The organism is Erythrobacter dokdonensis DSW-74 (assembly GCF_001677335.1).
Classification (GTDB): Bacteria; Pseudomonadota; Alphaproteobacteria; order Sphingomonadales; family Sphingomonadaceae; genus Erythrobacter; species Erythrobacter dokdonensis.
Window position 1 is genome coordinate 361,348 of the sequence record NZ_LZYB01000002.1, and the last position, 20,799, is coordinate 382,146.

The window sequence follows — 20,799 nt, forward strand, 5'->3', positions numbered from 1 at the left end:
CGCGCCATGATCTGGCCACAAGCGGCGGCGGTCCGGGAGAATGCCGGATCAGAAAGTGACGGATTGGCATGCGCGGACTCGAGGTTTCCAACGACACATCTGCCTTCGAAGTGCCTGTGGTTCTCGATGATCGGGGCATTCTGGCAGATCATTGCGTCCGGCAAGCCCTGGCAATGATGGACAGCCACGGTCTGGTCGTTCTGACCGGTCTGCTTTCGGATCGGGAAGCCGACGAAGGCCTTGATCTGATGCGCCAGACGATCGACGATCCGGATCGTCACAAGTGCACCTTTGCCAGCGAGACGGACAACCGTTACGTGCGCCGCGACTTCTGTTCGCTTCCTTCGACCCCGCCTGTGATCCGCTTTGCCGCCACATTGTGCCAGCGCCTTGAAGAGGTTTACTCCGAATATTGCGGCCGCTCGCGTGCGCTCCTCGAAGTCATTACCTTGACCAGCTATCTGGGCTCCTCGCACCAGTATATCCACCGCGACCCGAGTGGTGTAATCAGCCTTCTGGTCGCGGTGGAAGACGTATCCGATCAGCAGGGCGGGACGGTGTTCGTGCCGGGGACGCATATTTATGGCGGTGCCGGAAACAAACATGGGGGCAATGCCGAGGAGCTGATGCGCCTGTTCAGGATAAGGTGCAACTACCGGATAATGTTGTATAACCTGAAGAAGCTATGGGCAATGCGCAAGGGCGAGGGCGCGCCTTTGGCATCAGGTGAATTTCTTGACCGCGTTTTCTCGACCAGGTGGGACGAACACCAGCCGAACCTGTTGCGGTTTGTTCTGGGCAAGAATTCGCAGTTCAGTCTCGCGATGCTGAGCCCGGGTACCTTGTGGAAGCTCTATCGCCAGCGCGAAACGCTCGATAAGCTGTTCCGCCTTGTTCAGGCGGCGCCGCGCAAGGGCACCGCCATTCTCTACCGCAGCGACCTGCTGCATGCCGGGCCGGATAACCGCTCGTCCCGCCCCCGTCGTCTGTTCGGCATGAGCATTGCGCGCGATATCGTCGAGACCAAATACTGGCACGACGGCTATTCGCCCGACCCTTCGCTGATTGCCCATCCCATGAGCTTTGGCGATCTGCTCGAAGCCGCCCCGCGACACCCTGTCCCGGCATCATCGACCCACAAGGACAATGCCCTGGTGGACTGATGGCCGGGATCGCAAATCGCGGCGAGGTGCAGCGATAACGGAGCTCCGGCCGTGGTCATGCTCCGCGATCAGGGCGGCATTCCTCGCTTGAAGTTACGCTGCCTGATCGGGTGTCACGGGCCGTGCCGATAACTCCCGCCGCAACAGCTTGCCGATGGGATCGCGCGGGAGCTGATCGACGAACTCGATGTAGCGCGGGCGCTTGTAGCCCGCGATCTGCCCCTTGAAGCGCTGGGTGATCTCTTCGCGGGTCAGGCTGTGGCCGGGCTTCAGCACCACGAAGGCCTTGACCGCCTCGCCCCATTGCCTGTCGGGCACGCCGCAGCAGCCTGCGTCGGCGACTTCGGGCATGGCGGCGAAGATCGCGTCCACTTCCGCCGGGTAGACGTTCTCTCCCCCGGTCTTGATCAGTTCCTTCGCGCGGCCCAGAAGATAGCCGCGCCCGCGCTCGTCCATGGTGCCCAGATCGCCGGTGCGCAGCCAGCCATGGCCCAGTGCTGCCGCGCTCGCTTCCTCGTTACGCCAGTAGCCGAGCATGACCGAAGGTCCGCGCAGGCATAGTTCACCTTCTTCGCCCGGGGGGAGGTAATGGCCTTCGGGGTCGAGCACTGTCATCTGCACATGCGGCAGGGTCCAGCCGATCGAGCGCGGGGCCTCGAGCATGTCGGCATAGTCGATGAAGGTCGCAAAGCCGCAGACCTCGGTCTGGCCGTATCCCCCAACGACGCGGGCATCCCACTCCTTCTCGATGAACTCGTACATCTGCGGGCGGCCCATGCCTGCGCCGCCGGTGTAGTTGGTAAGCGGCATCACGCCATTGCGGATCGGCTCCATCGCCTGCCACGGGAAAGCAATCGTCGGAAAGGCGCTGGTGGTGGTGCAACCTTCACGGTGCAGCAGATCGAGGATCGCGGCGTTGTCGTCATCGCGGCCGGCAAAGACCGACGCGCCTCCGCATGCGAGCATCGCTGCAACCTGCTGCATGCCCACGACATGGAACAGCGGATTGACAGAAAGCAGTATCTCGTCCTGCGTAAAGCGCCGGTTGACCGCAAAGCCGAGCGCGCTGGTCGCGACCGCGCTTCCCGCCTGAAGGCAGCCTTTGGGCCGCCCGGTCGTGCCGCTGGTATACATCATGTAGAGGGGGCGGTCCGGGGCAAGGGCGAGGCCGAAATCATAGGTATGGCCGACAGGGCCGTGGGCAGTGCTTGCGGCGGTCTCGAACAAGCCGTCGGCCGCATGGGCCTCGTCGACCTGATGCACCTCGCCCGCATTGGCTTCGGCCAGCAGCGTGGCAAAGCGCGGGTTGGTGAAGGTCATGGCGGGCGCGGCATTGTTGCTGATCCACGCGATTTCGCCCGGTGCGAGACGCCAGTTGAGCAGCACCGCGATTGCACCGATCCGGCTACACGCCAGCAGGGTCGTGAGGAACGGCGCGCCGTCGGTCAGCAGCAGCGCGATACGGTCGCCCGGCGCAATGCCTTTTGCCAGCAGCCAGCCGGCAAGATTGGTGACGCGTGCGTCGAGCTCGCTCCAGGTGAGGCGCTGGTTACCGTCGACCGTGGCAAGGCGATGGGCGTGGCGCGCGGCGCAGTTCGCGAGCAGCGTATCGAGGGACAAATCACGGGGATGCATGAAGACAAGCTAGCCTTGTGCAGACCCTTCATCCATCAGCGTTTTAGGGAATAAGGGCGTATCGCAATCATGCCCGCAGCGGGTACAGATGCGATTGGGCCAAGGGACCACGAAGATCCCCCGGAAAAAGACATTCTTGCCGCATTGCGGGCAATTGAAACGCAGCATGGGCGCATTGGCGATTACCAGCAGCATGATTGCTGCGGCGAAGGCGATGGTCGAATGCCCGTAAAGCCGGTCGGCACCGGCTACCATGGCGATAGCCAGGGTCAGCACTCCCACCATCCGCCAGGCGTGGCGTCTGGCCCGGGCGTGGAGCGTCAGGGCAGGCGGTCGAGGATCGATCGGGCGAACTCCGTCAGCGTGTCGTCGCGCGCACCCATCACCACGATCCGGTCGCCGGGCCGGGCAAGGTCGATGATCCGCTCGGCACAATCGGCACGCGCGGGGATGTGTTCGGCATGGCCGCCGGCGGTGTTGATCAGGTCGACGATCCGCTCGCTGCCCTCGCTGCGATCGACCGTACCGCCGAAATAGACCGGGTCGCTGAAAATGGTGATGTCGTCGGGACCCAGTTCGCGCGCGAAGGTCTTTGCCAGTTCGTTCCCCATCTGGCGCAGCGGACCATAGCCGTGCGGCTGGAAGAAGGCGATGACACGTCCCTGGCTGGCCTTCAAAGTGCGAAGTGTGGCAGCGCATTTCTCCGGATTGTGGCCGAAATCGTCGATCACGGTGATGCCCGAAGGCGAGGTACCGGTCACGTCGAACCGCCGCGCCAACCCGGCAAAGCTGCGCAGCGCAAAGGCAGCGTTTGCGATGCCAATTCCCGCAGCGCTTGCGGCCGCGATTGCCGCCAGAGCGTTTGACAGGTTATGCAGCCCCGGCATCGGCAGGATGAGAGGAAAAATCTCTTTCTGGCGATTGTCGATCACCGCTGCGTGGATGCCCAGCTCGCTTTGTTCGATCGATTCCGGTTCGATCGTGATGTCCGCCTGCGGACTGCGCAGGCCAAATGTCACGCATTCTTGGGCGCGCGGCACAAGATAGCCTGCCTCGGGACTGTCGAGATTGATTGCCGCTATCCCTGCCTTGGCGACGAAGCCGCCGAACAGAACGCGCAGTTCCTCGATGCTCTTGTGATCGAGGCTGACATTGAGCAGCACGCCTACGGTCGGCCGGTAGAGCGCGATCGAACCGTCACTTTCGTCGACCTCGCTCACGAACAGGTCGGGGCGGCCGATCCGGGCGCTGGCAAAGGGGTTTTCCGGGCTGACGAAGTTCTTCATCACCGCGCCGTTCATCACCGTGGGATCATAGCCGCCCTCGTGCAGGATCCAGGCGATCATCCCGGTGACGGTCGATTTGCCCGAAGTGCCGCCCACCGCGATCGAGAAGCCGGCGTCGTTGAACAGGGTGGAAAGCAGCTCCGCCCTGCTCATGCGATCGCACCCCAGTTCCTTGGCGCGGGCGACTTCGGGCACGCTATCCTCGATCGCGGCGGAGGCGACGAGAACCTGATCGGGGGATGTCACCCCGCTTCCGTCTTGCGGAAACAGCGAGAAACCGTGGCCTTCGAGCCATGCGAACTTTTCCGGGGTGCGGCCCTGGTCGCGGCTGCGGTCCGAGCCTGCGACCTCGTGGCCGAGCCCGTGCGCGATCTGCGCCAGCGGCAGCATGCCCGACCCGCCAATCCCGCAAAAGAACAGCGGACGCCCTTCAAGCGACCCGGCCATGACCCCGTTATCCATATGCTGCAGGGTTATTGACTTGCGCGAGGACTGACAAGCGCCATAGGCTGCATGCTATGACGAATATCGCCATCTGTGCGCCGGCAACGCCGATCACCCGCGACCAGCAGACTGCGCTGGAAGAACTGGTCGCAGCGGAGTTTCCCGCGCATCGCGTCACATTTCACGATCAGTGCTTTGATCGGCAAGGGCATTTCGCGGGCGATGATCTCAGGCGGCTGACCGCCTTGCTCGAATGCGCCAATGATCCCGCTTTCGATGTCGTTTGGTTCGCAAGGGGCGGATATGGCTCAAACCGCATCGCCGAAGCCGCCGTGGCGCGGATGAACGCCTCTGCCCGCACCAAGACCTATATCGGCTTTTCCGATTGCGGCTATTTGCTCGCGTCGCTCTACCGGTCGGGGATCGGCCAGAGCGTGCATGGTTCGATGCCGGTCAGCGCGCGCTCCGAAGGCGGGCGCGATGCGATCCGACGAGTGCTCAGGTGGCTGGAAGGCGATACCAGCGGCGTTGAACCCAGCCTTGACGGGACCACGCCTGCGGCAGCCTTCAACCTCATCACCCTGGCGATGATCACCGGCACGCCGCTGATGCCCGATCTTTCCGGCCATGTGCTGATGGTCGAGGAGGTGAGCGAACATCTCTATTCGGTCGACCGGCTGTTCTTCCACCTCGCCGCCACGCTTCCCCGCCTTGCCGGGCTGCGGCTGGGCGGGGTGACGGACGTGCCGGAAAACTATGTCGAATTCGGCCAGAACGAGGAGGAAATCGCGCGCTACTGGTGCGACCGCGCGGGCATTCCTTACCTTGGCCGGGCGCTGATCGGGCACAATTCTGCCAACAGGGTTGTGCCCTTCGGGCTTGCCAGCCCGCCCTCGCGGACGTAACCGCGCGCGCCAAAAACCATAAGAAAGGTCGATGATGCGCGCGTTTGTTTTTCCGGGGCAGGGTAGCCAGAAGGTCGGCATGGGCAAGGAGCTTGCCGAAGCGTCGAGCGCGGCACGCGAAGTGTTCGAAGAGGTCAACGAGGCCCTGCTGCAGAACCTTTCCGGCATGATGGCGGATGGGCCCGAGGACGAACTTACCCTGACCCAGAACGCCCAGCCTGCGATCATGGCAAACTCGATCGCCGTGCTGCGCGTGCTGGAACGCGAATTCGGCGTGAAGCTCGCCGAAGCTGCCGCTTGCGTGGCGGGCCACTCGCTCGGTGAATACTCGGCCCTTTGCGCGGTCGGGGCCTTCGACCTTGCGACCACGGCGCGCCTGCTGAAGCTGCGCGGACGCTCGATGCAGGCTGCCGTCCCGGTGGGCGAGGGGGCGATGGCGGCGCTGCTGGGCGCAGATATCGCGCAGGCCAAGGCGCTTGCCGAAGCAGCGGCCGAGGGGCAGGTGTGCGAGATCGCCAATGACAATGATCCGACACAGGTCGTCATTTCCGGGCACCGCGCCGCGATCGAGCGGGCGGTGGCGCTAGTCAAGGAGCACGGGATAAAGCGCGGCGTCTTGCTGCCGGTCTCGGCTCCGTTTCACTGCTCGTTGATGCAGCCCGCCGCCGACCGCATGGCCGATGCGCTTGCCCATACGCCGCCCGCGCCGATGGCGCTGCCGGTCTATGCCAATGTCACCGCCGCCAAGGTCGAGGATGCCGAGGAGGAGGTCGCCCTGCTCGTCGAACAGGTCACAGGCCGCGTGCGATGGCGCGAAAGCGTGCTTGCCATGCGCGCCGATGGCGTGGAAAGCTTTGTCGAGATGGGGGGCAAGGTGCTCGGCCCGATGATTGGCCGGATCGACCGCGATGCGCAGGTGGCGAGCCTTGTGACGATGGCTGATCTTGAGGCCTTTGCGAAGGAGATCGCGTGATGTTTTCACTCAAAGGCATGAACGCGCTGGTTACGGGCGCTGCGGGCGGGATCGGTTCGGCGATTGCCCATGCGCTGGCCTCGCAAGGCGCGCGGCTGGCGTTGTCGGGCTCGAACGCGGCCAAGCTGCGCGCCTTCCGCGACGAACTGAACGAGACCTACGCCCACCACGATCATGACGGCCATGTCGAGATCACCTGCGACCTTGGCAACGCCACCCAGGTAGAGGAACTGGTGCCTGCCATGCTCGACACGCTCGGAAGCATGGACATCCTCGTGAACAATGCCGGCATCACCCGCGACAATCTCGGCATGCGGATGAAGGACGAGGAATGGGATCAGGTGATCCGCATCAACCTCGAAGCCGCCTTCCGCCTGATGCGCGCGAGCGCCAAGCCGATGATGAAGGCGCGGTTCGGGCGCATCATCAACATCACGTCCGTGGTGGGGGCGACCGGCAATCCCGGCCAGATGAACTATTGCGCGGCCAAGGCGGGCCTGACCGGCATGACCAAGTCCTTCGCACAGGAAGTTGCCAGCCGCGGTATCACCGCCAACTGCGTTGCCCCCGGCTTCATCCGCACCGCGATGACCGCCGCTCTGGACGAAAAGCAGCAGGCCGCGATCAATGCCCGCATTCCGATGGGCCGGATGGGCGAGGGTGCGGAAATCGGCGCTGCGGTCGCTTTCCTCGCCAGCCGCGAGGCGGCCTATGTCACCGGTGAAACCCTGCATGTGAACGGCGGGATGGCGATGCTGGGGTGATGCAGGGGTGATTCCGGCCCCCTTATCCCCAGCCGCGTTCCCCCTCGCTAAGGCGCCAACTTGCCCGTATTGTCCGGCGCGCTAAGGTTTCACGGACTTTCCGGCGCTTGGGGGCGATTCCTTCGGCCTCCTGCCATAAACAGGAACGATAGGGTTAAGCGATGAAGGCCACGATCGAACGCGCGACGCTGCTGCGGTGCCTTTCCCATGTTCAGTCGGTGGTCGAACGCCGCAACACCATTCCGATTCTTTCCAACGTGTTGATCGATGCGAGCGACGGCGGTTCTGTTCGGGTGATGGCAACCGACCTCGATCTGCAGGTGGTCGAGACGATGTCGGCCTCCTCCGTCGATCAGCCCGGCGCGATCACCGTCTCGGCGCACCTGCTGTTCGACATTGCCCGCAAGCTGCCCGAAGGCAGCCAGGTCAGCCTGACGGCCAACGACAACCGTCTGGAAGTCAAGGCGGGCCGCTCGAACTTCAAGCTGCCGACGCTGCCGCGGGACGATTTCCCGGTGATCGTCGAAGGTGACCTGCCGACCAGCTTCGAACTGCCGGCGCGCGTGCTGGCCGAACTGATCGACCGCACCCGGTTCGCGATCTCGACCGAGGAAACCCGCTACTACCTCAACGGCATCTTCCTGCATGTGACCGACGAGGACGAGCCGTTGCTCAAGGCCGCAGCAACCGACGGTCACCGCCTTGCCCGCTTCACCCTGCCGCGCCCCGAGGGTGCTGCCGGGATGCCCGATGTGATTGTGCCGAGGAAGGCTGTGGGCGAACTCCGCAAGCTGCTCGAGGAGGCTTTGGACGGCAACGTGCTGATCGACCTCAGCGCCAGCAAGATCCGCTTCACGCTCGGCGGCGAGGGCGGCGTTGTGCTCACCTCCAAGCTGATCGACGGCACCTTCCCCGATTACAGCCGCGTGATCCCGACCGCGAACGACAAGCTCCTGAAGGTCGATCCCAAGCTGTTCTTCTCTGGCGTGGACCGCGTCGCGACCATCGCCACCGAGAAGACCCGCGCGGTAAAAATCGGGCTCGACAATGACCGCGTGACGCTTTCGGTCACCTCTCCCGACAACGGCACGGCTGCCGAAGAACTGGCCGCTGAATACCGTTCGGAAGGCATGGAAATCGGCTTCAACGCCAATTATCTCAAGGACATTCTCGGTCAGATCGATGCTGACATGGTCGAATTGCACCTTGCGGACGCGGGCGCGCCGACGCTGATCCGCGAAAACGAGGCCAGTCGCGCGCTTTATGTGCTGATGCCGATGCGGGTGTGATCCCTGCCAGGTGGGAGGGGAACGACCGATGAATGCTGTTCAGGTTCACGTCCGCAAGGCCGCGCTCACCGATGCTGTGCTGGCGGATGTGCCGCTCGCTGAGCTGGCCGAGGGTGCGGTCAGGCTCCGGATCGAAAGCTTCTCTGTCACCGCCAATAATGTCACCTATGCGGCTGTCGGCGACGGGTTCAAATACTGGGATTTCTTCCCCGCCCCCGAGGGTCTCGGCATCGTGCCGATGTGGGGCCATGCGCGGGTGATCGAGAGCCGCTGCCCCGAGATCGCGGTTGGTGAGCGGGTTTACGGCTATCTGCCGATGGCGAGCCATCTGGACGTGGTGCCGGGCCGGGTAACGCCTTCCGGGTTCCTCGACACGACCGGTTATCGCCAGCCGATGAGCCCGGTCTACAACAGCTACACCCGCCTTGCGGCCGACCCCGAGCATGATCCGTCGCACGAGGCGGAGCGGATGATCTTCGGCCCGCTGTTCCGCACCGGCTTTCTGATCGAATATTTCCTGCGCGGCGAGGGCTGGTTCGGAGCCGAGCAGCTGGTGGTCACCAGTGCCTCGTCCAAGACCGCGATGGGTCTGGCGAGCGTGGCGCGGCAATCGTCGCCCCACATCCGGCGCATCGGGCTTACCTCGAAGGGCAATGTCGGCTTCGTTGAAGCGAGCGGGCTTTATGACGAAGTGCTGGCCTATGACGACATCGAGCGCTTGGCCGTGCTGCGCAGCGTCAGTGTCGATTTCGCCGGCAATGCCGATGTGCTGGCACGCATTCATCGCCATTTCGAGGACGCGCTGTCGCATTCGGCGCTGGTCGGGGCGACCCATATCGAAGCGCGCTCGACCTTCGGCGTCGGTGAGCCGCTGCCAGGCCCCAAGCCTGCGCTGTTCTTCGCCCCCGACCATGCGGTGGCCTTTTTCAAGGCGCACGGGCAGGAAGAAGGCGGGCGTCTTGTTGCCGCGGCATGGCGCGAATTCCTCAAGGCCGCCGACGGGACGATCAAGATCGAGCGCCACAAGGGTCTTGGCGCAGCACGCGACACCTTCACCGCAATGGTTGCAGGCCAGATCGACCCGGCCAAGGGGATCGTGATCGAACCGTAAGGCGGCAGATCACTCCGCCGCTTCCGCCATTGCCACACGCTGCGGGCCGCGGACCAGGCCGCCGGGAGTGGCTCCCGACCATTCTCCTTCGCGGAAGGTGACGACGCCGCTCTTGATCGTGGCGACATAGCCTTCCGCCTTCTGCAGCAGCCGTTTGCCGCCCGCCGGAAGGTCAAAGGCCAGCCACGGTTTGCCGAGCTTGAGGCGATCAAGGTCGATTACGTTGAGGTCTGCGAGATATCCCGGCGCGATCACCCCGCGATCCTCAAGTCCGTAAAGCACCGCCGTATCCCGGCACTGGCGCTTGATCGCCTGTTCCAGACTGATCCTCTCGCCCCGCCTTCGGCTCTTCACCCAGTGTTCGAGCATGAAGGTGGGCGAGGCCGCATCGCAGATCGTCCCGCAATGCGCGCCGCCGTCGCTAAGCGAATTGACCGTGTCATCGGCATGCTGGAGCGGGTGGAGGAAGTCGAGATTGCCCTCGGCATAATTGAGGATCGGCAGGTAGATAAAGCCTTTCCCATCGTCGCGGCACAGCAGATCATAGGCATATTCCTGCGCGTCGATCCCCGCTGCCTGAGCGCGGGCGTTGACGCTGGCTTCGGGCCCCGGTTCGTAATCGAAATCAGGGTCCATCTCGTATTGCAGCGCCCAGCCCTGGGTGATCACCATCACCACGCCAATAATGTCCATAGGGGCTTCGGAATAGTCATTGGGCTCGGCGAGCAGCTGCGCCTTGAAGGCCGGGTCGAGCAGCTTCGCCTTCTGTTCGGCCCACGGCAGTTCCTTGATCGCCTGCCAGCTGGGGCGGAAGGCGAAGGGGTTCACTGTGCCCTGCCATGCCATGATGATGCCATTGCCGCGCAGCGCGATCTGGGCGACGATGTTGGCGCCATTGTCGTTCTCGGCGCGCATCATCGCGATCTGCTCGTCCAGCGGCATTTCCTTGGCGATCGATTGCAGCGCGGCGAAGGTGACGGGGATGCCGGCCTCGCGCGAAAGCTTGCCCATCCATTGAAACTCGTTCCACTCGCGCTTCAAGTCGCTCGCCATCTCGAACACCGCGTGGCCGCCGGAAGCCTTGGCGCGGCCCATCGCCTTGCCGATTGCCACCAGTTCTTCCGGCGTGGCGGTGGTGCCGGGGACGAGTTCGCCGTCGACCGACTTGTGCAACACCGTGCGCGAGGTTGAAAAGCCCAACGCCCCGGCGCGAACGCCTTCCTCGACGATGCGGCTCATTTCCGCGATGTCCGCTGCGGTCGGGACCGCGCCGGGCTGTTCGCGATCACCCAGCACATAGGCGCGAACCGCGCCGTGGGGGACGTGGGTGCCGATATCGACCGTGCGGGGGAGCTTCTCCAATGCGTCGAGATATTCGGGGAAGGTCTCCCAATCCCACGTGATCCCTTCGGCGAGCGCGGTGCCGGGGATGTCCTCCACGCCTTCCATCAGGCTGATCAGCCATTCGTGCCGGTCGGGTTTGGCAGGCGCAAAGCCGACTCCGCAATTGCCCATGATGACTGTGGTCACCCCGTGCCAGCTGGATGGGGCCATTTCCTGATCCCAGGTCGCCTGCCCGTCGTAATGGGTGTGGATGTCTACGAAGCCGGGCGCCACGATCTTGCCGCGCGCGTCGATTTCCTCGGTGGCGGTGCCGCTTACACTGCCGACTGCGGCGATCAGGCCGTCCTTCACGGCAACGTCGCCGGTAAAGGACGGTGCGCCCGTCCCGTCGACAATTGTTCCGCCCCTGATGATGAGGTCGTATTGCGCCATGCTGTCTCTCCCTTATGGAGGCGAGGATGACGCAAACCGCGCGGCCCGACAAGGGCAGGCGGTGCAGATCGGTTATTCATGAAGCGGGAAAAGGGGCAGGAAATTGGGTCTCGTTCGGTCATTTCGTGCTGGGTTTGCAGGGCTTGCGGCATGGTCCGCGCTTGCCGGGCCCTTGGCGGCGCAAGAGCAAGCCGCGTGGCGGCTGTTGCCGGAACGGGAGCTGTCGGCCATGCTCGATTGCTTCGAGGCGGCCGGACAGACGCTTGTTTCCGCCCATCGTGGCGGACCGACGCCGGGTCTGCCGGAGAACGCGATTGCCACCATGGATGCGCTGCTTGCCGCGCATCCGGCGATCATGGAGGTGGATGTCGCGCGCAGTGCCGACGGGGTGCATTTTCTGCTTCACGACGACCGGCTCGATCGCACCACCACCGGGACCGGCGAGGCGGCGGCACAGGACTGGGCAGCACTCAGCCAGCTTAAACTCCGGGACAATTGGGGCTGGGTCACGCCCTATGCCATCCCGACGCTGGCCGAGGCGCTGGCCTGGGCGCGTGGGCGGACGGTGCTGCAGCTCGATTTCAAACGCTCTGCCGATTACGCGCAGGTGATCGAGGCGGTGCGGACGGCAGGCATGGCGAATGCCGTCATCCTGATCGTCTATTCTCCTGCGCAGGCCAAGGCGCTCCACGACCTTGCACCCGAGATGCTGCTGTCGGTCTCGATCGACGCTCCGGGCGATGTCGACGCGCTGAAAGCTGCAGGGATTCCCGAAGACCGGATGGTTGCCTTTACCGGAACCCGTTTGCCACGGCCGGAACTCTACCGTGAGCTTGACCGTGCCGATATCGAGGTGATCTTCGGTACGCTCGGACGTCCCCCCCGCTCGCTCGACGCAGTGATCGACCGATATGGTCTCGATGAACGCTATGCCGAACTGGGGCGCGAAGGGGTCGATATTCTCGCTACCGACCGCCCGCGCGAAGCCGCCGCAGCACTGTCGGAAGCCGGACGCCTGCCGCAGGCGGGGCAATGCGGGGTTAGCCGGGGCGGCTAGGCAAAGCGGCCTGCGCGCCGGCAGCGCGGATCACTGGTTCGGTGCAAGCGATCCCTGCGTGACGATGGCGCGGTGACTGGAACCGGATTGCGTTACCACCGAGGTATCGCCATTCTGGAACTGGTCGACATCGGCGAGGTTCAGCGTGCCGTTCTGCGTGATCCGGCTCACATTGTCGTCGCCGATCTGATCCAGTAGCGCATCATTATCGCTGCCATTGCCGATGCTCTGGCGGATTTCGCTGTCGTTGCGCTCGCCGGTCTGCCTGACGGATGCGGCTTGAAGGTTGCGCTCCTGATCAACGAAACTGCGGTTCGAGGCTCCGTTTTGCGTGATTGTCGCGGTGTTCTGTCCGGTTGAGACAAAGCGCCGGTTCTGCTCCACGTTACTGTTATTGGAACTGCCGGTCTGGCGAATAGTCGCTATGCTGTCGTCTTCGTCCTGCAGAACCGCGCTTATGTTTGACGTACCGTCCTGACGCACGTCCGCGTTGTTTCCGCCGGCGATGCCGACAATGTTTTGCCTGACAGTGCTTTCGTTCGAGTTGCCGATCTGCTCCACCCGCGCGATATTGTCATCCGATACGCCCGGACCCTGCACGATCGTGCTGCTGTTCAGGTCACCTGTCTGAATTAAGGTGATCTCATTGCCGTCGGCTTGGGCGCCGCCTTGCGAGCCGTCGCTGATATTTCCATCGCCGGTCTGTGTTATGTCGGTGCGGTTTACCCCGTCACCGCCTTGGGTGAAGTTTGATCGGTTGTTGTCCCCGATCTGGCGCACGAAAACGTTCGAGACACCAGCAACGAAGTTGTCATTGCCTGACTGGGTGATCGCAGAAATGTTTCCCGATCCGCGCTGGAGGGCGTCCGCGTTGTTGGTCTCGCTGGCCGCAGTTTGGCTTATGCTTGAAACGTTGCCCGTACCACCGTCCTGCTCGATGTTTACCGTGTTGTCCGTCCCCCCGGAGTCAACGACGCTGCAATTGCCAACCACACCGTCGCATTCGGCAGGTACTGTCGGCAGGGTCTGCGCGAGCAGCGGTGAAGTCGCGCTCAGCGCGAGAACCGAGATGCTCGCCAATACATTCATCTTCATGGCTTTCCCCCACTTTTGTCCGCCGACTTGGGCTGGCCTGCATGGCCGCAGCACGCCAGGCGCTTCCCGGTCACGCCATCTTTACGGGGTATGCATAACAAGCAGAGGCGTGGCGGGAAATGATTTTCGTTAACTTTTTCCGGTGTCCTGATTGCAGCGCGCCAGTGCCGGGCGAGTTTCGCTCTCGCGCCATTCCGGCCAGAGCGCAGGCTCCGCCAATGCGGCCAGCATGGCTGCCCCTGTGATGCCGGCGCTGTCACCATGTGCCGGCGCAACGACGCGGTGACGCGCACCGCCGGGCAGATAGCCCGCAGCAAGCGCTTCAGTCCGTGCAGCAATCCGTGCCAGCAGGCCGGGGGTCTTGGCCACGCCCCCGCCGACCACCACCCGCTCGACCGCCAGGGTGGCGAACAGCGTGTGGCAGGCCTGGGCGATGTAATCGGCGATGATGCCATGCCCCGGGTGATCGTCGGCAAGTTCTGATAGCGACGCGCCCCAGCGCGCCTTGATCGCCGGGCCGCTGGCAAGGCCTTCGAGGCAGTCGCCATGATGCGGGCAGAGGCCGGAAAAGTCGCGATCCTCGGAATGGCGGCGCGGAAAGATGTGACCCATCTCGGGGTGGGCGATACCGTGCACCGGCTGGCCGTCCAGCACCAGTCCGCCGCCGATCCCGGTACCGATGGTGAGATAGGCGAGGCTGCGGCATCCCTGCGTCCGGGCCGATGCATATTCGGCCAGCGCCGCCGCATTGACGTCGGTATCGATGCTGACCGGGACGCCCAGCCGCGCGCGGAAGAAGCCGGCGATATCGCAATCGCCCCAGCCGGGCTTGGGGGTATTGGTAATGAATCCCCGGCGCGGAGATGCAGGGTCAAGCTCCAGCGGCCCGAAAGAACCGATGCCGAGAGCCTTGAGCGCACCTTGCGCCGCGAACCAGTCTGCCGCTTCGGCCAGCGTGGTGGCGGGATCGCGGGTGGGGATCCGGGTTTGCGCGGTGAGGCGGTCGGGCGAGGGACCGACCGCCAGCAAGAACTTGGTGCCGCCCGCCTCGATCGCGCCAAGCATCAGGCCGCGTTCTCGCCGGTCAGCGTGGCAATGCCGGCGCGCTCGCCGTCCAGTTCCAGCCGCAGCAGCGGGGCGGGGACTCCGCCGAACTCTCCGCCCGGCAGCATGTCGACAAAGCTGCACACCGTCAGCGAGGCATCGACATACCAGCTATAGGTCTGGGAAGGGCGGTCTTGCGGGTTGGCGAGCACCAGTCCGCTGCCGTTGAGCGGGCGCCAGGGCCCTGCCATGCTGTCCGCCACCATCCCGTACAATCCTCCCGGCGCATCGCGCAGCTCCGGCGCGAAGGTCGCGGTCTGCGTCGACCAGAAGGCGTAATAAAGTTTCCCGTGAAACACCAGATGAGCGCGCTCTAACTCGTTGTTAACGCCGTCTGCGTGGAGGCAAGGGGGGGTCAAGACCCACCCTGAAGCGGTCTTGCGCGCCAGTCCGAAGGCGCCGTTGAACGCGCTGTCCGATCCCGCCAGCGAAGCGCTGAAGGCGAGATATTCGGTGCCGTCGGCCGGATCGCGGAACCAGGCCGGATCGCGGAACGCCTTGATCTTGCCGGCCTCGCCCTCGTGGGCATCGGCAGGCATATAGTGGGAAGCATGGCCCCGGACGAGCGGGGCAGGGTGCGACCAGCCATACGGCAGTCTGTCCGCGCCCATCCTCGCTGTGGCGGACCATAGCTCCTGCTGGTATCCGCCCGCCTTCGCACTGGTCCCGGCAGCGGTGAAGAACAGGGTCAGCACGCCATCGGCAAGCAGCGCCGAGCCGGCCCATTCGCGCTCGTAGGGAACGGGTGCCTCGGGCAGCACCGGGCCAAGATCGATCCAGTCCGCGTCCTTGTGTTCGAGAAGATGGATCTTCGCCTCGAAGTGCCGCAGCGAGGGATCTGCGCGGTCGGGCGCCGTCAGCGCCATCCACAATTCCCGCCCTTCCATCGCCACGCGCGCGCCAGCGGTGTCCTGCACCGGCCACATGTCCCAGTAAAGCCGTCCGCGCTCCAGCCCGGAACAATCGGGCGCGATGACCGGCGGAATCCGCGCCACATCCTGATGCGCGATCCGGTGCACGTGCTCCGCGGTCCAGGCGGTGGTCATGACAGCTTTCTATCCCGGGTCATTACTGGAAAAGAGGGGCTGGCCGTCCGGGGGGAGAGAAGGCGGCCAGCCCTTTGGCTTTGTTGCGGTCGTCAGAAGTCGAACCGCACCGAAGCAAGCACCGTGCGCCCGGCGATCGAGCGGGCGCGCACCAGCCCGTTTGCAGGGATCGACCCTTCCTCCGCCTCGGTGAAGCCCGTGGCGTTGAACAGGTTGGTGGCGTTCAGCCCGACCTCGACCCGGTCGATCGGACGGAACGCAAGGAAGGCGTTGACCTGCGCGAAGGCGGGCAGCACCAGATCGTTGTTGTCCTGCGTGAAGCTTTCCGTGGTGCCGACGATGTTCGCGCCCAGCGTGAACTGGTCGGCATCATATTGCGCGGTCGCCTGATAGACGAGATCGGCCTGACGGCGCGGGGTATTGCCGATGGTTGCGGCATTGAGCGCGTCCTTGATCTCGGCATCGGTCCAGGTCGCGCCCGCCGACAGGGTGAACGGGCCGGTGCGGTATGCGCCTTCCAGTTCGATCCCGAAAGCCTCGAAGGTGGTGTCGAACAGCACGACGGGCGCGATGTCGACATTGGTCTCGGCGGTTTCGGCATAGAAGCCGGTGGCATAGAGCGCGAGCCCGCCCGACTGGTATTTCAGCCCCGCCTCAAGCTGGTCGACCCGCGCGATCACGCCCGCATCGCCGCCCGGCAGGCTACCGTCGACCGCGCTGACTGCGGGCGAGAACAGGCTGCGGTCGGCGGTGTGGCGACCGCCCTGGCTGTAGCGCGCGAACACGCCCAGGTCGTCGGTCACGAGGTAGTTCGCGCCAAGCGAGAAGCTGAAATAGTCGAAGTCGTAATTGACCGGACGCGCATTGCCGAGGGGCAGCACGCTGGTCTGTGCCTCGGCCGGGCTGATCGCGCCGTCATTGTCGAAGTCGAAGCTGGTCAACCCGACCCCGAAGCCGCTGTCCGCGCCGGTGATCGTGCCGCTGGCATCGCCGAAATCATAGCGGATGCTGGCGTCGATCGTCAGCCGGTCAAGCTCGAGCGAGAGTGAGGCAAACGGCGCATAGGTGCTGTAGGCCACATCGTAATTGCGACGGCAGCAATTGCCGAAGAAGCTTGCCCCGAAGCCGACCGTGCCGTTCTGGGTGACGAGATCGCCGCCCGCATCGCGGATGTCGACCAGCACGGCATTGCCATTACCCTCCACCGTCTGGACGTGGCTGGTCCACAACCAATCGGTGTTCACATCCTGGCGCGACATGTAGAAGCCCGTGGTGAAATTGGCCGAGCCGCCGCCGAAATCGAATTCCTTGTTGATGCGGAAGTCGTTGGTGACATTGTCGAGGCTGTTGAGCCTGACGTTGAACACCACCACGTTGGCGAGTAGCCCGTTGCCGCCGATATTCGCCGCATTGGCGGCCTGGCCGGCATTGGGGCCGGAGGCGAAGACGATGCTCGACCCTGCGCCGCCGATGCCGTCGGCAATCTCCTGCGCCGCACCTGCGCCGGCCGGGAAGGGCGACTGGAAGCTGCCCGAATTGTCGGCGAAGCGGAAGCGGTTGGTCAGCGTCCAGCCGCCGCCCACGTCGATCTCGCTTTCGATCCCGAAGGCGAGGCTCTGGACCGAAAGCCCGTCGCGGAAGTCGAAGCTGGCCGGATTGTTGGCGCCGTCGAGCGTTACTGCCGGGGTGAGGAACGGGCTGTAGAGCGAATCCGTGCGCGGATCGAAGCCGGGGATCGCCTGGTAATCGGGGTTGCCGCCCGTGCCTGTCACCCGCACCGGCTGGGGCAGGATGGTGGGGGTGGTGTCGTCGAGATACTTGGCATGCAGGCGGATGTAACCGCCATCGAAGCTCTTGGTGATATTGGCCTTGATCTGGCCGCCGTCATAGCCGTTGTAGCCGATGGCGCGCGGGCCTTCGCCGGTGCGGTAGAAGCCGCCGATATGGAAGGTGAGATCCTCGGCCAGCGGTGCGCCGTAATCGAAATCGAGCCGGTAGCTTTCGAAATCGAGGCCGACGCTGGCCTGGATCGCGCCGCCTTCACGCTCGCCGGTCTTGGAGATGAAGTTGATCACCGCACCCGGCGCGTTGGAGGCAAAGGTCGAGGCCGAACCGCCGCGCACCGCCTCGACCCGGGCGACCGAGCGATCAGCACGCAGGAAATTGTCGGCATTGCCGAAGATGATGTCACCGAATTCGAGGATCGGCAGACCGTCTTCCTGCAACTGGATATAGCGCGCACCGCCGGTGGAAACCGGGATACCGCGCACCGCGATGTTGGCGTTGCCTTCACCGCCCGATGCTTCGGAACGGATACCGGGGATCTGGCGGATCAGGTCTGCCGATGACGGGGCGGCGAGGTTGGCGATGGTCTGCGCGCCGATGGTGCTGACCGAGACCGAGCTTTCGATCCGGTTCTGGCCGCGCGCAACCGCGGTGACGATGATTTCATTGCCTTCGGCCTCGACCGAATCGCTTGTGGCCTCGTCCTGGGCGAGGGCGGGGCTGATCAGGCAGCACAGGGCTGCACTGGCGCAAAGCGCGTGTCGCAATCTCATGATCTCTCTCCTCTCGGGTTCGCGCTTCTTTGGCGACGACGGTCTGATGGGTAGCGTGCCTGCAAACGATTGCAACAGGAATCTTGCAAACGTTTGCAAATTTCCCCCGATCGTGTCACCCCTGTATCGCAGCGCGACGCAACGATCGCGCGCGACCCGAGGACCTGGAAACGCCAAATGACCGGAAAACCGCGCCTTTCGCTGCTGCGAATCATCGAGATGAACATCGGCTTCTTCGGCCTGCAATTCTCTTTCGGGCTGCAGCAGGCCAATATGGGGCCGATCTACGGCTTCCTCGGGGCGGACGAGGCGACAATGCCTCTGCTGTGGCTGGCAGGGCCGATGACCGGCCTTATCATCCAGCCAATCGTGGGCGCGATGAGCGACCGCACAAGCTCGCGCCTCGGCCGCCGCACGCCCTATTTCCTGATCGGCGCGGTCATCTGCACGCTTGCGCTGTTCGCCATGCCCTATTCGAGCACGCTGTGGATGGCCGCAAGCCTGCTGTGGATCCTCGATGCGGGCAACAACATCACGATGGAGCCTTACCGCGCCTATGTCGCAGACAGGCTGGCAGCCGACCAGCGTTCCACCGGGTTCCTGACCCAGAGCGCCTTTACCGGGCTGGCGCAGACCTTGTCCTACCTCGCGCCATCGCTGCTCACGGCTTTTGTCGCGCGCGATGTGCTCGATGCGAACGGCATTCCGGTGATCGTGCGCATCGCCTTCATCATCGGCGCGATCCTGTCCATTTCCACCATCGTCTGGTCGGTGTGGCGGGTGCCCGAACTCCCGCTCGACGAGGCCGAGCGCGCCGAAATGGCGAGCAAACCGCTGACCGTGCGCGCGACCTTCGCCGAAATCGGTGCGGCGCTGCGAGACATGCCGCGGCCGATGAAGCAGCTCGCTGCCGCCATGCTGTGCCAGTGGTATGCCATGTTTGCCTATTGGCAGTACATCACCTTTGCCGTCGGGCGCAGCATCTACGGCACCAGCGATCCGGCCAGCGCCGCCTTCCGCGAAGCGACGCTGACCACCCAGCAGGCCGGCGCGCTCTACAACTTCATCGCCTTTCTCGGCGCATTGGCGCTGATCCCGGTGGTGGCGCGGTTCGGCGCGCGCCACGTCCATGCGGTGTGCCTGGCCGCTTCGGGCGCGGCGATGCTGATGATTCCCGGCGCCAGCACCCCGCTGGCGCTGTTCGTTCTGATGCTGGGCATCGGCATCGGCTGGGCCGGGATGATGGGCAACACCTATGTCATGCTGGCCGACTGCATCCCGCCGGCCCGCAACGGCATCTACATGGGTATCTTCAACCTGTTCATCGTCATTCCCATGCTGATCCAGACCCTGACCATGCCGCTGATCTACCGTCCGTTGCTGGGCGGCGACCCGCGCCACGTTCTGATCCTTGGCGGCGTCTTGATGCTGGCGGGCGCGCTGGCTACGCTGCTGGTCGACGCGGGCCACCGGCAACCGCGCGAACAGGGACTGGCGACGGGATAGCATGGCGACAGGGGATGATCGCACCACGCGCGCAAGAGTGCGCACGATCACCGATCTGGCACGGATCGCGGGGGTCTCTCCCGGTACGGTCAGCCGTGCGCTGGCGGGCAAGAGCCTGGTCAATGCCAAGACCCGCGAGAAGATCGTCGGCCTTGCCCGCGAACACGGCTTTCGTCCCAACCAGATGGCGAGCGGATTGCGCCGTCAGAAGACCGGTGTGATCGGAGTTGTCATTCCGCTCGGCCACGATGCGCGCCAGCAGATCTCCGACAGCTTCTTCATGACCCTGCTCGGCTACCTTGCCGACGAGCTGACGCAGGAAGGCTATGACCTCATGCTGCGTCGTGTCGTGCCGGGCGAGGATGCCGACTGGCTCGACCGGTTCATCGGTTCGGGCATGATCGACGGCGTGATCGTGATCGGCCAGTCCGACCAGTTCGCGCTGATCGAGGACGTTGCCGACGGCTATCTGCCCATGGTGGTGTGGGGCAATCACAAGGAAGGCCAGCGGCACTGTGTGGTCGGCACCGACAACCGGCTCGGCGGACGGCTTGCGGCCGAGCGCCTGATCGCTGCCGGGGCCCGCCGCCTTGCCTTTCTGGGCGATACCGGGCCGATCGAATTTGCCGCCCGCTTTGCCGGGGCCGAGGATGCGGCCTCGCGCATGGGAGTCTCGCTGGTTGCGCTGCCAACCCTTCTTTCGCCCGACCGCGCAAGCGAGGAGATCGCCGCGCACCTCGCCGCGCATGAGGGCGAGATCGACGGCATCTTCGCGGCCACCGACACGCTCGCCGCGCTGTGTCTTGCGGCCCTGCGGGAAGGCGGGATTGCCGTGCCCGAAACGGTGCGGCTGGTCGGTTTCGACGATCTGCCGATTGCCCGCCAGACCGCACCCCCGCTGACGACCATCCGGCAAGACATTGCGGCAGGCGCGCACGGACTGGTGCAGCTCCTGCTGCGCCGCCTTGCAGGCGAGGAGACCGAAAGCCTCGTTCTGCCTCCGCAACTGGTAATCCGCCAGTCGGCCTGATCCGTAGCTTTGCGACGGGGGACGGGAAACGCGCTGTTCCCGCAAATTGCCCCCTTC

Annotated in this window: 17 protein-coding genes; 9 read left to right on the forward strand and 8 right to left on the reverse strand. The window is 64.4% G+C overall.

Features of this window, described 5'->3' with window-relative positions:
• The first annotated feature begins 68 nt into the window (after positions 1–68).
• Positions 69–1,163 (forward strand): phytanoyl-CoA dioxygenase family protein, encoded by a 1,095-nt coding sequence (locus I603_RS05805; RefSeq protein WP_068863019.1) that lies wholly within the window; start codon positions 69–71, stop codon positions 1,161–1,163.
• Positions 1,164–1,256: 93 nt separating this feature from the next.
• On the opposite strand, the gene I603_RS05810 is transcribed toward I603_RS05805, so the two are convergent.
• The 3 genes from I603_RS05810 to I603_RS05820 are packed head-to-tail and all read right to left on the reverse strand — an operon-like array spanning position 1,257 to position 4,546.
• Positions 1,257–2,798, reverse strand: a complete 1,542-nt coding sequence (locus I603_RS05810) for a class I adenylate-forming enzyme family protein (protein ID WP_068863021.1) — start codon at positions 2,796–2,798, stop codon at positions 1,257–1,259.
• Positions 2,799–2,807: 9 nt separating this feature from the next.
• Positions 2,808–3,083, reverse strand: a complete 276-nt coding sequence (locus I603_RS05815; RefSeq protein ID WP_068863022.1) for a hypothetical protein — start codon at positions 3,081–3,083, stop codon at positions 2,808–2,810.
• Positions 3,084–3,118: 35 nt separating this feature from the next.
• The gene (locus I603_RS05820; protein ID WP_068863024.1) at positions 3,119–4,546 is read right to left on the reverse strand and encodes a glutamate ligase domain-containing protein; all 1,428 of its coding nucleotides are present in this window, start codon (positions 4,544–4,546) and stop codon (positions 3,119–3,121) included.
• A gap of 56 nt (positions 4,547–4,602) precedes the next feature.
• Here I603_RS05820 and I603_RS05825 point away from each other — a divergent pair, with 56 nt between their 5' ends.
• The 5 genes from I603_RS05825 to I603_RS05845 all read left to right on the forward strand — a co-directional run bounded on the left by I603_RS05825 (position 4,603) and on the right by I603_RS05845 (position 9,570).
• Positions 4,603–5,433: an LD-carboxypeptidase gene (locus I603_RS05825; protein WP_068863026.1), complete on the forward strand. Its 831-nt coding sequence runs from the start codon at positions 4,603–4,605 to the stop codon at positions 5,431–5,433.
• A gap of 34 nt (positions 5,434–5,467) precedes the next feature.
• Positions 5,468–6,406, forward strand: a complete 939-nt coding sequence (gene fabD, locus I603_RS05830; protein WP_068863326.1) for an ACP S-malonyltransferase — start codon at positions 5,468–5,470, stop codon at positions 6,404–6,406.
• A complete protein-coding gene (gene fabG, locus I603_RS05835) occupies positions 6,406–7,170 on the forward strand; it encodes a 3-oxoacyl-[acyl-carrier-protein] reductase (protein WP_068863028.1) in 765 nt (254 codons plus the stop codon). Before fabD ends, fabG begins: the two co-directional genes overlap by 1 nt.
• A 161-nt stretch (positions 7,171–7,331) precedes the next feature.
• Complete coding sequence (gene dnaN / locus I603_RS05840; RefSeq protein WP_068863030.1) at positions 7,332–8,459, forward strand: DNA polymerase III subunit beta; 1,128 nt, start codon at positions 7,332–7,334, stop codon at positions 8,457–8,459.
• 28 nt (positions 8,460–8,487) lie between these two features.
• Positions 8,488–9,570 (forward strand): DUF2855 family protein, encoded by a 1,083-nt coding sequence (locus tag I603_RS05845; protein ID WP_068863031.1) that lies wholly within the window; start codon positions 8,488–8,490, stop codon positions 9,568–9,570.
• A gap of 9 nt (positions 9,571–9,579) precedes the next feature.
• Here I603_RS05845 and I603_RS05850 read toward each other — a convergent pair whose 3' ends face one another.
• Positions 9,580–11,346, reverse strand: coding sequence for an N-acyl-D-amino-acid deacylase family protein (locus I603_RS05850; protein WP_068863033.1), 1,767 nt, complete (start codon positions 11,344–11,346; stop codon positions 9,580–9,582).
• Positions 11,347–11,518: 172 nt separating this feature from the next.
• Between I603_RS05850 and I603_RS05855 the strand changes: the two genes are divergently transcribed.
• Complete coding sequence (locus I603_RS05855) at positions 11,519–12,403, forward strand: glycerophosphodiester phosphodiesterase family protein (protein ID WP_068863035.1); 885 nt, start codon at positions 11,519–11,521, stop codon at positions 12,401–12,403.
• A 30-nt stretch (positions 12,404–12,433) separates the two neighbouring features.
• Here the strand turns inward: I603_RS05855 and I603_RS05860 are convergent, their stop codons facing one another.
• The 4 genes from I603_RS05860 to I603_RS05875 form a co-directional block, all read right to left on the reverse strand.
• Entirely contained in the window at positions 12,434–13,498 is a 1,065-nt protein-coding gene (locus tag I603_RS05860; RefSeq protein ID WP_068863037.1) for a hypothetical protein, read from the reverse strand.
• 129 nt (positions 13,499–13,627) lie between these two features.
• Positions 13,628–14,563, reverse strand: coding sequence for an ROK family protein (locus I603_RS05865; RefSeq protein WP_084439882.1), 936 nt, complete (start codon positions 14,561–14,563; stop codon positions 13,628–13,630).
• Positions 14,563–15,648, reverse strand: a complete 1,086-nt coding sequence (locus I603_RS05870; protein ID WP_068863038.1) for a glycoside hydrolase family 68 protein — start codon at positions 15,646–15,648, stop codon at positions 14,563–14,565. Before I603_RS05870 ends, I603_RS05865 begins: the two co-directional genes overlap by 1 nt.
• A 92-nt stretch (positions 15,649–15,740) precedes the next feature.
• Positions 15,741–18,206 (reverse strand): TonB-dependent receptor domain-containing protein, encoded by a 2,466-nt coding sequence (locus I603_RS05875; protein WP_068863039.1) that lies wholly within the window; start codon positions 18,204–18,206, stop codon positions 15,741–15,743.
• A 177-nt stretch (positions 18,207–18,383) separates the two neighbouring features.
• Here I603_RS05875 and I603_RS05880 point away from each other — a divergent pair, with 177 nt between their 5' ends.
• The gene (locus I603_RS05880) at positions 18,384–19,712 is read left to right on the forward strand and encodes an MFS transporter (protein ID WP_068863327.1); all 1,329 of its coding nucleotides are present in this window, start codon (positions 18,384–18,386) and stop codon (positions 19,710–19,712) included.
• A gap of 1 nt (position 19,713) precedes the next feature.
• Positions 19,714–20,742, forward strand: a complete 1,029-nt coding sequence (locus tag I603_RS05885) for a LacI family DNA-binding transcriptional regulator (protein WP_068863040.1) — start codon at positions 19,714–19,716, stop codon at positions 20,740–20,742.
• Positions 20,743–20,799: the final 57 nt, after the last annotated feature.

Bases quoted from the DNA above. Each gene is read 5' to 3' on its own strand.
- I603_RS05805 (WP_068863019.1), top strand. From the start codon at position 69: ATGCGCGGACTCGAGGTTTCCAACGACACATCTGCCTTCGAAGTGCCT.
- I603_RS05810 (WP_068863021.1), bottom strand. From the start codon at position 2,798: ATGCATCCCCGTGATTTGTCCCTCGATACGCTGCTCGCGAACTGCGCC.
- I603_RS05815 (WP_068863022.1), bottom strand. From the start codon at position 3,083: ATGGTGGGAGTGCTGACCCTGGCTATCGCCATGGTAGCCGGTGCCGAC.
- I603_RS05820 (WP_068863024.1), bottom strand. From the start codon at position 4,546: ATGGATAACGGGGTCATGGCCGGGTCGCTTGAAGGGCGTCCGCTGTTC.
- I603_RS05825 (WP_068863026.1), top strand. From the start codon at position 4,603: ATGACGAATATCGCCATCTGTGCGCCGGCAACGCCGATCACCCGCGAC.
- fabD (WP_068863326.1), top strand. From the start codon at position 5,468: ATGCGCGCGTTTGTTTTTCCGGGGCAGGGTAGCCAGAAGGTCGGCATG.
- fabG (WP_068863028.1), top strand. From the start codon at position 6,406: ATGTTTTCACTCAAAGGCATGAACGCGCTGGTTACGGGCGCTGCGGGC.
- dnaN (WP_068863030.1), top strand. From the start codon at position 7,332: ATGAAGGCCACGATCGAACGCGCGACGCTGCTGCGGTGCCTTTCCCAT.
- I603_RS05845 (WP_068863031.1), top strand. From the start codon at position 8,488: ATGAATGCTGTTCAGGTTCACGTCCGCAAGGCCGCGCTCACCGATGCT.
- I603_RS05850 (WP_068863033.1), bottom strand. From the start codon at position 11,346: ATGGCGCAATACGACCTCATCATCAGGGGCGGAACAATTGTCGACGGG.
- I603_RS05860 (WP_068863037.1), bottom strand. From the start codon at position 13,498: ATGAAGATGAATGTATTGGCGAGCATCTCGGTTCTCGCGCTGAGCGCG.
- I603_RS05865 (WP_084439882.1), bottom strand. From the start codon at position 14,563: ATGCTTGGCGCGATCGAGGCGGGCGGCACCAAGTTCTTGCTGGCGGTC.
- I603_RS05870 (WP_068863038.1), bottom strand. From the start codon at position 15,648: ATGACCACCGCCTGGACCGCGGAGCACGTGCACCGGATCGCGCATCAG.
- I603_RS05875 (WP_068863039.1), bottom strand. From the start codon at position 18,206: ATGAGATTGCGACACGCGCTTTGCGCCAGTGCAGCCCTGTGCTGCCTG.
- I603_RS05880 (WP_068863327.1), top strand. From the start codon at position 18,384: ATGACCGGAAAACCGCGCCTTTCGCTGCTGCGAATCATCGAGATGAAC.
- I603_RS05885 (WP_068863040.1), top strand. From the start codon at position 19,714: ATGGCGACAGGGGATGATCGCACCACGCGCGCAAGAGTGCGCACGATC.